Source organism: Streptomyces calidiresistens (genome assembly GCF_014141525.1).
Taxonomy (GTDB): Bacteria; Actinomycetota; Actinomycetes; order Streptomycetales; family Streptomycetaceae; genus Streptomyces; species Streptomyces calidiresistens.
This window is the reverse complement of the sequence record NZ_VKHS01000070.1, coordinates 1-12,391: the sequence shown is the minus strand read 5'-3', so window position 1 is coordinate 12,391 and position 12,391 is coordinate 1. Positions and strand designations below refer to the sequence as shown.

The following is a 12,391-nucleotide window of genomic DNA, read 5'->3' as shown; positions in this document are numbered from 1 at the left end:
CCGGAGGGTGGTCCGAACCCCCCACCCGGGCCCTGGCGGTACCGCTGCTGCGGCAGGGCGACACGCCCTACGGCTTCCTGGTCGCCGGGCTCAACCGGTACCGGGTGCTGGACGAGGGCTACCGCGGCTTCCTCGACCTGGCCGCCGGGCACCTGGCCGCCGGCATCGCCTCCGCCCGCAGCTACCGCGCCCAGCAGCGTCGCGCCGAGGAACTGGCCGAGTTGGACCGGGCCAAGACCACCTTCTTCTCCAACATCAGCCACGAGTTCCGCACCCCGCTGACCCTGATCATGGGGCCGGTGGAGGAACTGCGGACCCGCCTGACGGACGCCGATCCCCGGATCCGCGAGGAACTCGAGGTCATCCACCGCAACGGACTGCGGCTGGGGAAGCTGGTCAACACCCTGCTGGACTTCTCCCGCATCGAGGCCGGCCGCATGCAGGCCCGCTACGAGCCCACCGATCCGGCCGCCTTCACCGCCGAGCTGGCCGGCGTCTTCCGCTCCGCGATCGAGCGGGCCGGCCTCGCCTTCCACGTGGACTGCGCCCCCGTGGGCGAGCCGGTGTACCTCGACCGCGGCATGTGGGAGAAGGTGATCCTCAACCTGCTCGGCAACGCCCTGAAGTTCACCTTCGAGGGGGCGATCGGCGTCACCGTGCGCCGCGAGGGGGATCGGGTCGTCGTGGCCGTCGCCGACACCGGCATCGGTGTGCCCCGCGAGGAGGTCCCGCGCCTGTTCGAGCGGTTCCACCGCATCGAGAACGCCCGCTCCCGTTCCAACGAGGGAAGCGGCATCGGCCTGGCCCTGGTGCAGGAGCTGGTCGGGCTGCACGGCGGCACCATCACCGCCGAGTCCACCGAGGGCGAGGGCACCCGCTTCACCATCCACCTGCCCTTCGGCCACGCCCACCTGCCGGCCGAGTCGGTGGCCCCCGGATCCGGCGGGGGCGCGGTTCCCACCGCCGCCGACCCCTACGTCCAGGAGGCGCTGCGCTGGCTGCCCGGCGACACCTCCCCCGGCACCGAGCAGGGGGCCGGGGTGCAGCCGGCCGGGAGTTCCCCCCTCCCCTACACCTCCGGTCCCAGCACCCGGGCGCGGGTGCTGGTGGCCGATGACAACGCCGACATGCGCGAGTACCTCACCCGCATCCTCACCGGCGCCGGGTACGACGTCGTCGGGGTGACCGACGGACGGGAGGCGCTGGACGCCGTTCGCCGGGAGGCCTTCGACCGGGAGGCCTACGACCTGGTGGTCAGCGACGTGATGATGCCGAACATCGACGGCCTGCGCCTGGTGTCCGAGCTGCGCTCCGACCCGCGCACGGCGTCCGTGCCGGTGCTGCTGCTGTCGGCCCGGGCCGGTCAGGAGGCCTCCATCGAAGGGCTGGAGGCGGGCGCCGACGACTACCTCGTCAAGCCCTTCGCCGCCGCCGAACTCCTCGCCCGGGTCCGCGCCACCATCGAGCTGGCCCGCCTGCGCAGCCACCAGGCACGCTGGCGCGCCGCCCTGGTGGACTCCCTGCAGGAGGCCTTCTTCGTCTGTGACGAGCGGGGCGCCGTCGTCGAGATCAACGCCACCTTCGCCGACATCCTCGGCTACGGCCCCGAGAACCTGCCCTACGAGCCCATCCACCCGTGGTGGCCGGACGCGGAGACCGATCCCGAGGGGCACAGCCGGGTGCAGGCGGCCTTCGAGCAGTTGATGGAGAACCCGAAGGGCTCCTACACCATCCCCGTCCGGCACCGCGACGGCCACTGGCTGTGGGTGACCGCCACCTTCGCGCGCGCCCGGGACCCCGAGACCGGACTCGACGTGACGGTCGGCACCTTCCGCGACGTGACCGCCGAGCACTACGCCATCCAGCGGGAGAGCGCGCTGGCCGCGCTGAGCACGCGCCTGGCCGGGGCGACCACCCTGCACGAGGCGCTCCCGGCCGCCCTGGCCGAGCTGAAATGCCTGTGGGCCGCCCGCCGAGTGGTGGCCGCCGTCTTCGACGACGGCGAGGAGCCCTCGCTCACCGACACCGACGGCGGGCGGTGGACGGAACTGTCCGCCGACCACCGGCGAACGCTCACCGACCTGCGGGGGCGGGCCCCGCTCACCCCCGACACCGACCGCACCGGCGCCGGCATCCTCCTGGAACACCCCGAGGGCCCGATGGCCCTGTGGATCGAGGTCGACGAGAGGCGTCCCTTCACCGGCGAGGACCAACTGCTGCTGTCCCTGCTGGCCGGCCGGCTGGCCCAGGGGCTGACCCGGGTCCACCAGATCGACCAGCAGCGCAGGACCGCCATCGCCCTGCAACGCGCCATTCTCGGGCCCTCCCACCTCCCCGACGGGTTCGCCGTGCGCTACGAGCCCGCCGGCCGGCCCCTGGAGGTCGGCGGCGACTGGTACGACACCATCACCCTGCCCGACGGGCGCATCGGCATCGTGGTCGGCGACTGCGTCGGACGCGGTCTGGAGGCGGCCACCGTCATGGGCCAACTGCGCAGCGCCTGCCGCGCCCTGCTCCTGCAGGACGCGGGCCCCGCCCAGACCCTCATGGCCCTGGACCGCTTCGCCGCCGGCATCCCCGGCGCGGCCTGCACCACCGTCTTCTGCGGCGTCCTCACCCCGGAGACCGGCCGGCTGGTCTACTCCAGCGCCGGGCACCCGCCGGGCATCCTCGTCCACGCCGACGGCACCACCCACCTCCTGGAGGGCGGACGTTCCGCGCCCCTGGCGGTCCGCACGGGCCGGGAGCGCTCCGAGGCGGAGTACGTCGTGCCCGCCCGCGCCACCCTCCTGCTCTACACCGACGGCCTGGTCGAACGCCGCCGGCGCCCCCTGACCACCGGCATCGACCAGGCGGGGGAAGCCATCCAGGAGGGCCGTGACGTGGCGGTCGACGATCTCGCCACCCGGGTCATGGAACGCCTGGCGCCCGCCGGGGGGTACGACGACGACGTCGCCCTGCTGATCTACCGGCACCCGGCCCCGCTGGAGGTGACCTTCCCCGCCGAGTCCTCCCAGCTCGCACCCGTCCGCAAAGCCCTGCGCAGTTGGCTCAACCAGTGCGACCTGCCCCCGGGCACCATGCAGAACGTCCTGGTCGCCGCCGGTGAGGCCTGCGCCAACGCCATCGAGCACGGCCACCGGGACGCCCCCGGCGAGATCGTCAGGCTGCGTGCCGAGGCATTCGTCGACGACTTGCGGGTGACCATCGCCGACACCGGACACTGGAAGACCCCGCAACCCGAGCTCAACACCCACCGCGGTCGCGGTGTCACACTGATGCGCGCGTTGATGCAGCAGGTCACGATCACCCCCGGCCCGTCCGGCACCACCGTCGACATGCACCTGAGGATCGCCTGATGACCACCTCGCTCACCCTCGTTCCCGGACAGCGTTCCGACGGCCGTGCCCAGCTGGCGGTCACCGGCGAGATCGACATGAGCAACATCGACACCTTCGCCAGGGCCCTGGACGACGCCCCCGGCCCCCTCGTGGTGGACCTGACCGCGGTGGAGTACCTCGACAGCGCCGGACTGAGCGTGCTGTTCGCCCGTGCCGAGCGTCTCGAACTGGTGGTTCCCCCGCTCCTGGAGCCGGTCCTGACGATCTCCGGACTGGCCGAGCTGACCACCGTCCACAGGACGGGCTCCCCGGACGCCCCCACGGAGGGGTGAGGTAGCGGTCCCGGGAGGGGCGGGACCGGCCGGTCACCCGTCCGGACCGGCCGTGATGGCGCCGGGACGGGGTGGTGACGAGAGTGGGAGTCCCGGCGCTCCCGTCGCCGCCCCTGCCGCCCCGCCCGAAGGAGAATTGTCGTGTCCGAACGCAACACCCTGATCCGCAGCCTGCACGATGTGGGACTGGCCGCCTGGTTCGGCGGCTCGCTGATGGGGGCGGTCGGCCTCAACGGCGCCGCCGCGGACGAGGGCGGCTCGGACACCGCCCGGGACCGGATCTCCTCCTCCGGCTGGGCGAAGTGGACGCCGGTCAACGCCGCCGCCATCGGGGCACACCTGTTCGGCGGCGGCGGGCTGCTCGCCGCCAACGCCCACCGGGTCGCCCACCAGCAGGGCGTGGGCGCCTCCACCGCGGTCAAGACCGTCCTCACCGGTGCCGCCCTGGCCGCCACCGCCTACGCCCGGGTCGTGGGCAAGAAGATCGAACTGGCCTCCTCCTCCGATCCGCAGGAGAGCGAGAAGGCCGCCCAGCACCCGATCGACGTCGAACAGGCCCGGCGCCATCTCGCCATGGCGCAGTGGGCGGTGCCGGCCCTCACCGGCTGCCTGGTGGTGCTCAACGCCCTGCACGGCGAGCAGCAGCGCCCCGCCGAGCAGGCCCGGGGCATGTGGGGACACGGTGGGCTCGCCCACCCCCCGGCGTTCCGGGACGCGCTGCACCGGCTGCCCGTCGGCCGGTGACGATCCGCTGCGGGTGAGCGGCCGGTCCCCGCGCCGTACCCGCACGGTGGGACCGGGCGCCCTCCGGCGCCCGGTCCCATCGCTCCCGGTGCCGAAACGGCGGGGGTAACGTCGTGTCGGGGCCGGGCTGTCGGGGCCGGGCTGTCGGCGGGAGACCGAGCCCGCCGGGGAGGGAGGCGGGGTGCACACCGGGAGAAACGATCGGCTTCCCCGGTTCCCCTGCCTGTTGTTCGACGACGACGGTTGGCTGAGCCCGTGCGACTCCGAGGACGACGTGCAACTCGCCGTCGAACCGGACTTCCTGTACGACATCGAGGCCGCCTTCGACTCCCGGGGATGCCCATTGGTTTTGACCGTGCGGGATGACGAGCGGGTCGTTCCGCACGTCACCGGCCCGCCGGAACCGGGCGAGCTGATCCGCCGGGTGCGAGGGTTCTTCCGTGCCTGGACGAACGCTCCGGCCCCCGACCTCCGTGGTGGGGTCGAGCAGTGGCTCCCCGGCGTGATCCCGCTCGTGCGGGCCACTCCCACACGTCGTCGCAGGAGGGAACCGAACGACCCGGCGGGGTGAGGGGCAAGGCCACCCGACCCCGGAACCGTGCTGTTCATCGCGCCGGTGGCGGGTCGATCTCGGCCCATACGGTCTTGCCGCCCTCCGGCTGGGGTGCGGTGCCCCAGCGGTCGGCCAGTGCGTCGATCAGCGCCGTGCCCCGCCCCGACTCGCTGTGCGGTGGTGGGCTCTCCCACCGTTCGGGCATCCGGTCGCCCCTGCTGTCGGTGACCTCGATCCGCACCGTTCCGGTGGTGGGGAGGAGCACCACGGCGATGCGGAAGTCCCGCCCGTCCCGACAGCCGTGCAGGACGGCGTTGGCGCACAGTTCGGCCACCACGTGTCGGACACGCTCCGTGATGCCCTGCGGGATGCCCCGGGTCCGGAGTATCTCCACGACGAGCAGCCGGGCGAGCCGCGCGCCGCGCGGCGTGGAGGAGAGGACCTGCGCGAAAGTCCGCAGGAAAACGGGACTTCGGGTATCGGCGGGGAAGTGCATGGAACCCACCGTGCCCCTCGCGCGGGGGATTCCGCCGGCATCCCGCCTTGTACCGAAAGTGAGAGTACAAGCACGGAGGGTGGACGGTACGCTGATCGGGCGTCACACTGGGTGAAGGCGAGTGCCGGGTGTGCCCGGTGCCTTCCGGAGGGAGCCAGGGGTGACGAACGGGGAAGCGACCACCACGACATGCGACGGCCTGCGCGAGCCGGACCCGTCCGACAGTCTGCGGACCTTCGGGGCGGTGGTGCAGGGATTGCGGGAACACGCCGGTCTGAGCCGCGCCGAGTTCGGTGAACTGGTCCGGTACTCCAAACACACCGTGGTGTCGGTCGAGTTGGGGCGTCGGATGCCCGATTCGTCATTCGTGGAACGGGCGGAGGAGGCGCTGGGCAACACCGGGGCGCTGCGCCGGGCCGCCCGCCACCTGACCCGCGGCGAACCCGGCCTGGCCGCCTGGTTCCGCCGCTGGGCCCGTCTGGAGCGCGAGGCGGTCAGCCTCTCCACCTACGAATGCCGTCTGATTCCCGGCCTGTTGCAGTCCGAGGCCTACGCCCGGGCACTGTGCGACAACGAACTTCCGCCCCTGGAGGACCACGAGGTGGAAGCCGTGATCGGCGCCAGGATGGAACGCCGACGGCTCCTGTGGGAACGACCCACCACGACGTTCGACTTCATTCTCGAAGAGGCGGTACTCATGCGCCGCCTGGGAGGCCTCGCAGTCACGCGTGAGTTGTTCGATCACATTCTCGAAGTGGCCTCCCTGAGGAACGTCACCCTTCAGGTGATGCCGGCCGACTCCGAGTATCACGCCTGTTTGGCGGGGCCGGTTCGTCTCCTGGAGACACCGGAAGGACGCACCTTCGCGTACTCGGAAGGGCAGGAGAACGGCCGCCTCCTCGCCGGCGTGAAAGAGGTGGCAAGGATTCGTCGGCGTTATGCGAGACTGCGCTCACAGGCTCTCTCACCGCAGGAATCCATGGGCCTGTTGGAGCGGAGGCGAGAAGAATTGTGAACACTGTCGAAGGCCGGTGGTTCAAGTCCACCTACAGCAGCGCTCAGGGGGATGACTGCGTCGAGGTCGCGTTCGGCGAGGAGTTGGTTCTCGTGAGGGACTCCAAGAACACTTCTCGTCCGCACCTCACCGTCCGGCGCGAGGAGTGGGCCCGGCTGCTGGAGTTCACCACCGCCCGGCCCTGAATTCCGGTTGCCCCGGCCGGCCCCCGGCGGTTGACTGCCGATGTTTCGGCCGTGGCCACCGAACGGCGGGGAGAGAGGGGCGCACATGGAGTTCGGAACGGAGCTGCTGCGGGTGCGGGCGGCCGGGCAGGGGGACGATCCGGCCGAGTTCCTACCGCTGTTCAACACCAATCCCGAGTTCCTGGACGCCAACACCCTGCGCACCGGTGTGCGGGAATTCACCGAGGAGGACATCGCCCGGTACCTGTGGCAGGGCGAGGTGACGGAGAACTCCCGTTGCCTCGCCGCCCGCACCAGGGAGGGGGATCGGCTGGTGGGCACGGTGAGCCTGCTCGCTCCCCACCCGGGGGAGGGGCAGCCGTGGATCGGGCTGCTGCTCATCGACGGCCGTCTCGACCACGACCGCTGGGCCGGGGACCTTCTCGCCGGTTTGGAAGGCGCATTGGCGGGCGAGGGGTGGCGGACGGTGTACGTCGGTCCCCTGGTCGAGTTGCGGGAGTCGGTGGCCTGGTGGCGGTCCCGGGGATACGTCCCCGTGGAGGAGCGGCGGGACAACGACAAGCGGCTGGTCGAGGTCCACCGCCGGGAGTTGGCGTCGCCGTCGGCGTGATCCCCATCGCTCGTGGGCCGGTGGGTCCGGAGGAGGCACGCGCGGGCTTCCGGCCGGTCGCCCGCCCGGTGGTCGGGGCGGACGGGCGACCGGCCGGGGCTCAGCTCAGGCGGCCGCAGTAGGTGGTGTTGTTGCTCCGCTTGATCTCCCACCGCATGGCGTTGCGGGTGTTGGGCCCGTAGACCCCGTCCGAGGCGACCCCGTTCCGGCTCTGGGCCGTGCGCAGGGCGCTCTCGGTGGCGGGGCCGAAGATGCCGTCGACGTCGAGACGTGCTCCCTCGCACCGGTTCAGGGACCACTGGAGGGCCTTGACGTGCTCGCCGCCGGCGCCGCGTCCCATGATGCAGCTGAACGAGCCGCCGCTGGTGGCGGGCAGGGGCGCCCGGTCCCCGCTGCGGAGAGTGTACCAGGCCGCCTTGGCGCACGGGCTGTTCGCCTGGGCGGTGGACGCGGTGGTCACGCCGAGGCCGCTGAGGACGGCGACGGCGGCGAGTGTGGCGGCGAGATGCTTCTTCACCTTCACGGGTACTGCTCCTCGGAGGTCGTGGCCTTGATCGCCTTGGCGATCAACCCTGTGGCCAACCCTGTCGGATCCGGGGAATTCCCCCGGATTCCCGAGGGGATCATCCGGCTTTCCCCGGTGTTTCCGACAGGGGGAGAGCCGGTTTTCACCCTCCTGATGGAAGGGGTGGCGAACGTCAGATCGGAAACACGGTTGATGTGCGGTCCGTCAATTCACGCTCGGTGAAAATCGCTGCGGAGAATTGATACGGAAAACGACGGTGGGGTGAGGCGCCGCCCCGTGTCGTCCCCGTCTCCGGTGAGGCCGCCGGTGTCTCCGACCGGCCGGCCGCGACCGCCCGGACGACCCCGGACGGCCCGGTGGTTCCTCTCCTCGGGCACGCCCCCCGGCGTGAGGAGGAGGCACGGAGAGCGCTCCGCACGCCCTGCCCGGGCCCCGCCCGCCTCGTCCGGGGTGATCCCGGGCGGGGGAGGAAGCACCTACCGTGGCACCCGGGGAATTCCCTGTCGCAGGCTTTTCTTGCCACGCGGAAAATCAGCCGACCGGGCCGGAAAGCTCCCCTTTGTCTCGATCGGTTTCCTCTCGGGATCCGTGGATGGAATCCGGGTCGAGAGGGGGTCGCCGTGTCGGACACACCCGACGCTCCCCTCCTGCTGGTTCGGAAATTCACCGTTCGGGCCCGTCGCAGGCTTCATCCCCGGGTTCGCCGGGCGCTGCCGCCGACAGGCCCCGAAAAGCGGGGGTTCATTGGACGCCCGTCGCGCCTCTCGTCGTTCGTTCGTTTGCCGACACTCCCGAGCCGGTCGACGGGCTCGGGCGGATCGCGGCCTCGATGTGGGCCAGTTGGGCGGCGAGGATCTCTTCGAACGCGGCGCGGCGATCCACCCCGAGAGGGCGGACGTCGCGGGCGAAGTGAGCCAGGGCGGGGAAGTGTTCGGGGTCGGCGCCGAGTACCGCGACGCGGAACAGTTCCATGCCCTGTTCGTACTCTTCCGGGGTGATGGTGCTGACTCCGGCCTCGGAGGCGATCAGCGCGGCGATGAGGACCGCGAGCCGGTGGTAGCGCGCCGGGATCTCCTCGTCGGGCAGTCCCGACGCGCGCAGGGCCTGCAGCACCTCTTCCATGACTCGCCGGGAACCGGCGCCGCCCGACGCGTACCGTCCCCAGACCGCGGCGAGCTGGGGCTGCCGGCCGAACGCCTCTCTCACGCGCAGGGCCAGGGCGGTGATGCGCTGCTTCCAGTCACCCTCGGCGCGGTAGCCGTCCATGGAAGCCAGGAGGATCCGGTCGGCGACCGCGCGCAGCAGTTCGGTCTTGCTGCGGAAGTGCCGGTAGAGGCTGGAGGAATCGGTTTCAAGGGTCGCGGCGAGCTTGCGCACGCTGAACGACTCCGCGTCGCTGGTGCGCAGCAACTCCGCTGCCGCATCCAGGATTTCTTCGGTCGACCAACGCCTTCGACCTGCCATTTCACCCCTCTCGTCGGACTCAGTCTAACCTATGCACTTGGCGTTGCACGCACCGCGTGCATAATGAGGGCATGAGTGCGCCGAGCGACCCGGCAGGGGGCCGGCCGACGTGCCGCGCGTGCCCTGTCCCCCTGGTCGGGCGACCGATGTGGAGCTCACCCCGAGCAATGCGAAAGGACGCATGTTGTGAGGAACTCACTGGATACCGCAGCGCTGGATGCCGCCATTGAAAACGTCCACCGCGCCGGGATGCCGGGCCTGTTCGCCGAGGTGCGGGACGGCGACCGGGTCTGGCTCGGCGCCGCCGGGGTCGCCGATGTCGCCACCGGTCGCCCCGTCACCGCCGGCATGCGGCACAGGGTCGGCAGCATCACCAAGACCTTCACCGCCGCCGCGGTTCTGCAGCAGGTCGAGGCCGGTCGGATCGGGCTCGATACACCGGTCGGCCGGTACCTCCCGAAGCTGGTTCCCGGAGAACGCGGTGACGCGATCACGGTCCGGATGCTGATCAATCACACCAGCGGACTCGCCGAGTACCTCCCGTACGCCTACCCCTCCCTCAAGCCGTTCCCCGCCCTCGCGGAGACCGGACCCCGGAGCCTGGACGACCACCGGTTCACGCGGTTCGACCCCACTGAACTGATCGAGATGGGGGTCGCCGCACCCGCTGTCGGTGCCCCGGGCGGTGCACCGGGGGTGTACTCCAACACCAACTACCTGCTCCTCGGCCGGCTCCTGGAACAGGTGACCGGTACCACAGCCGAGCAGTACATCACCCGGAACGTCATCGAGCGCGCCGGGCTCCGGGACACCGAGCTCCCCGCCGGACCGTACGTCGACGGGCCGCACTCGCATCTCTACGAGGCGTGGTTCGGCATGATCGACCCGCCGCGCGACTACAGCGTCTACGACATGTCATGGGTGGGGCCGGCGGCCTCGCTGCTGTCGACCGTCGCGGACCTCAACCGCTTCTACGGCATGCTGCTGGCCGGAGAGATCGTCAGTCCGTCGTCGCTGGCGCAGATGCAACGCACCGGTCCGGTCATCTCCCAAGAGGGAAAGATGATCCACTACGGCCTCGGCCTGCACCCGATGGAGGGCTCCGGTGAGGGCACCTTCTGGGGTCATGGCGGCACGGTCTGGGGTGGTGGGGCGCTGGCCATGACCCGTGCCGACGGCAAGCGGCAGATGGCGGTCGCGGTGAACCTGCAGAGGTGGAACAGGCTCGACTCTTCCGGTAAGCCGCAGCCCCATCCCATCGACGACGCGCTTGCGACTCTTTACCATGTGGCGATGTACGGCTGACCGGGACGCCTGCTGAACCCGTTGGCTGCTCCCATTCCTCTTCGTCCTCGTCGAGACCGCCCGCGCCCGGGTCGCGCAGCGGGCGCAGGCCGTCGACCGGAGCGGAGGCGCGGAAGCTGTAGCGGCCGAGCACGTTGAGGTTCGCGTGCTTGAGCGGGGAGACGCGGGCGACGTCCTCGTCCGGGACATCGTGCTCGCGCTCCTCGGAGGACAGGGGCCGCAACTCCTCGACTGCGGCGTCGAGATAGCGGGTCGTCCCCGGTACGGCGGCATTCGGCACGAGACCGAGCGCGCCGAGCCGGTCCTCCCGGTCCGTCTTGTACGCCTGCATGATCTGCCCGCGCTTGCCGTGGCAGATGTCCCGGGCGAGCGTGTGGCGGGACTCCTGCACGCTGAGCTGCCGGTTCATCTGCCGCCGGTGGGTGTCGCCGACCGGGTCGACCACCCGTGGCAGGTGCAGGGTCTTGGCGATCCGCCCGTACTCGGCGAAGGCGGTGCCCAGCGGAATGGGACGTCCCTTGCGGCCGAACATCCGCAGCAGGTCGTACGCGCGGACCTGCCCGGCGTCGGCGGCTCGATGCTCTCCTCGCGACAGCGGGCCCACAGTTCCACCCGGACCTGCTCGGGCCTGCGTTCCTTGTGCGCGACGTGCTCGGCCGGATACGTCGTCGGCTTCTCCGCGTCAGCGATGCTGCACTCACGGAAGCCGAGGTGCTCCCGGGTCTGCGCGCGGTGGTACTCGACCGTGCGGCCCGTCCGGTCGTAGGACTCCGGCTCCGAGGCAGGAACCTGCACCCGACGGGCAACGAACTCCACGGCCTCACCGGGCAGCTCTGTCCGGTTGCGGGGAAACCGGCCGTACCGCGTGTAGAACTTCAGCAGCACGGGGAAGCCCGGTCGCGTCGCACCACGCCTGCCGGACACGAGCACCTGCTCGTCCTTCAACAGCGTCCGGTGCTCGACGAGTTCATCCGGGTCCAACGGAGTACGGGCCACGATCGCCGATCGTCCTGGCAGAGCTTCACCCACCGCAGCCGTACGGCCCGGACTCACCCACACGGGTGGCGCCCTGCAAGATCACTGCCGTTTGCGGCCGGTGACAGCGTTCTTACCGGCCCCCCGACCACGGCAGACACCGGCATGCTGCCCCGCCTTTCCACCGTCACCTGCCCGGTCCCGGTGATCCGGGACGCCGACGACCAGTCGTCACCCCCCGACTTCGGCCGCGCCCGCGCGGAGGCGTTCCCCCACGCGCGGTTCGAACTCATCCCCGACGCAGGGCCCACGCCGACCGGATCCGGATCGGCACCGTGCAGCGCCTGAAGCAAGCGGGGCTCGAAGGACGCGACCGAGGGCTCGTCCCTCACCCCGCCGGTTCGATCAACCACCCGTGCGGGCCGCCGACATCGGCGTTGGAGGTGAAGTACACGACAGCCGGCACCTCACCCTCGGGGGTCGGGTGGACGGTGCACCCGACGGCCGGCGATGACGTGCCGTCCGCCTCCGACATCTCGTTCGGCGCGATATCCGGGCAGCCGGAGGGGGTGCCCTCCGCCGGCTCCCCGTCCTCCGTCCCGTCCGCCGACAGGGGCATGGCCATGGTGCCGGTCGCCGTCCACAGTTCCAGCCCCGTGCCCGGGTCCGGTGAGAGGTCACGGTCGCCCTCGTAGCGGTATTCCATGGTGACCAGGTGGGGGGTTCGTTCCCCGTCCCCGCCCTCCCCGTCCCCCGGGGTCACCTCCACGAGGGAGACGGTCAGGGGCACGGTCGAGCCCGAGGCGTCGGCCCACACCGTCTCCACCTCCGCACCGGGCGCGAGC

At 71.2% G+C, this 12,391-nt stretch carries 13 protein-coding genes and 2 pseudogenes; 9 read left to right on the top strand and 6 right to left on the bottom strand.

What is annotated here, in order from left to right:
- The 4 genes from FOE67_RS05520 to FOE67_RS05505 form a co-directional block, all read left to right on the top strand.
- Nucleotides 1-3,359 (top strand): SpoIIE family protein phosphatase (locus FOE67_RS05520; protein WP_182661022.1); only part of this gene is annotated, 3,359 nt, incomplete at its 5' end.
- Nucleotides 3,359-3,673, top strand: a complete 315-nt coding sequence (locus tag FOE67_RS05515; RefSeq protein ID WP_182661021.1) for an STAS domain-containing protein — start codon at nt 3,359-3,361, stop codon at nt 3,671-3,673. The genes FOE67_RS05520 and FOE67_RS05515, both read left to right, overlap by 1 nt.
- Before the next feature lie 141 nt (nt 3,674-3,814).
- Nucleotides 3,815-4,417 carry a hypothetical protein gene (locus tag FOE67_RS05510; RefSeq protein WP_323384291.1) on the top strand — a complete coding sequence of 201 codons (603 nt, stop codon included), beginning with the start codon at nt 3,815-3,817 and terminating at the stop codon, nt 4,415-4,417.
- A 181-nt stretch (nt 4,418-4,598) separates the two neighbouring features.
- A complete protein-coding gene (locus FOE67_RS05505) occupies nt 4,599-4,988 on the top strand; it encodes a hypothetical protein (RefSeq protein WP_182661020.1) in 390 nt (129 codons plus the stop codon).
- A 34-nt stretch (nt 4,989-5,022) separates the two neighbouring features.
- On the opposite strand, the gene FOE67_RS05500 is transcribed toward FOE67_RS05505, so the two are convergent.
- Nucleotides 5,023-5,466, bottom strand: a complete 444-nt coding sequence (locus FOE67_RS05500) for an ATP-binding protein (protein WP_182661019.1) — start codon at nt 5,464-5,466, stop codon at nt 5,023-5,025.
- A 160-nt stretch (nt 5,467-5,626) separates the two neighbouring features.
- On the opposite strand from FOE67_RS05500, the gene FOE67_RS05495 reads away from it, so the two are divergent.
- From FOE67_RS05495 to FOE67_RS05485, 3 genes are all read left to right on the top strand, one after another.
- Nucleotides 5,627-6,481 (top strand): helix-turn-helix domain-containing protein, encoded by an 855-nt coding sequence (locus FOE67_RS05495; RefSeq protein WP_182661017.1) that lies wholly within the window; start codon nt 5,627-5,629, stop codon nt 6,479-6,481.
- Complete coding sequence (locus tag FOE67_RS05490) at nt 6,478-6,666, top strand: DUF397 domain-containing protein (protein ID WP_182661015.1); 189 nt, start codon at nt 6,478-6,480, stop codon at nt 6,664-6,666. Before FOE67_RS05495 ends, FOE67_RS05490 begins: the two co-directional genes overlap by 4 nt.
- 85 nt (nt 6,667-6,751) lie before the next feature.
- Nucleotides 6,752-7,276: a GNAT family N-acetyltransferase gene (locus tag FOE67_RS05485; protein WP_182661013.1), complete on the top strand. Its 525-nt coding sequence runs from the start codon at nt 6,752-6,754 to the stop codon at nt 7,274-7,276.
- 100 nt (nt 7,277-7,376) lie between these two features.
- Here FOE67_RS05485 and FOE67_RS30250 read toward each other — a convergent pair whose 3' ends face one another.
- Complete coding sequence (locus tag FOE67_RS30250) at nt 7,377-7,799, bottom strand: peptidoglycan-binding domain-containing protein (protein ID WP_323384287.1); 423 nt, start codon at nt 7,797-7,799, stop codon at nt 7,377-7,379.
- Between the two features lie 744 nt (nt 7,800-8,543).
- The gene (locus FOE67_RS05475; RefSeq protein ID WP_182661011.1) at nt 8,544-9,266 is read right to left on the bottom strand and encodes a TetR/AcrR family transcriptional regulator; all 723 of its coding nucleotides are present in this window, start codon (nt 9,264-9,266) and stop codon (nt 8,544-8,546) included.
- Between the two features lie 186 nt (nt 9,267-9,452).
- Here FOE67_RS05475 and FOE67_RS05470 point away from each other — a divergent pair, with 186 nt between their 5' ends.
- The gene (locus FOE67_RS05470; RefSeq protein WP_182661008.1) at nt 9,453-10,571 is read left to right on the top strand and encodes a serine hydrolase domain-containing protein; all 1,119 of its coding nucleotides are present in this window, start codon (nt 9,453-9,455) and stop codon (nt 10,569-10,571) included.
- 49 nt (nt 10,572-10,620) lie between these two features.
- On the opposite strand, the pseudogene FOE67_RS05465 reads toward FOE67_RS05470, so the two are convergent.
- Together FOE67_RS05465 and FOE67_RS28920 are read right to left on the bottom strand one after the other, a co-directional pair.
- Nucleotides 10,621-11,133: pseudogene (locus FOE67_RS05465) on the bottom strand (Tn3 family transposase); the annotation flags it as partial.
- 59 nt (nt 11,134-11,192) lie between these two features.
- Nucleotides 11,193-11,501 (bottom strand): annotated as a pseudogene (locus FOE67_RS28920) (DUF4158 domain-containing protein); the annotation flags it as partial.
- A gap of 210 nt (nt 11,502-11,711) precedes the next feature.
- Here FOE67_RS28920 and FOE67_RS05460 point away from each other — a divergent pair.
- Nucleotides 11,712-11,894 carry an alpha/beta fold hydrolase gene (locus FOE67_RS05460; protein WP_182661006.1) on the top strand — a complete coding sequence of 61 codons (183 nt, stop codon included), beginning with the start codon at nt 11,712-11,714 and terminating at the stop codon, nt 11,892-11,894.
- Nucleotides 11,895-11,934: 40 nt separating this feature from the next.
- Here FOE67_RS05460 and FOE67_RS05455 read toward each other — a convergent pair.
- Nucleotides 11,935-12,391: hypothetical protein (locus FOE67_RS05455; RefSeq protein ID WP_182661004.1), on the bottom strand; the 457-nt coding region annotated here is incomplete at its 5' end.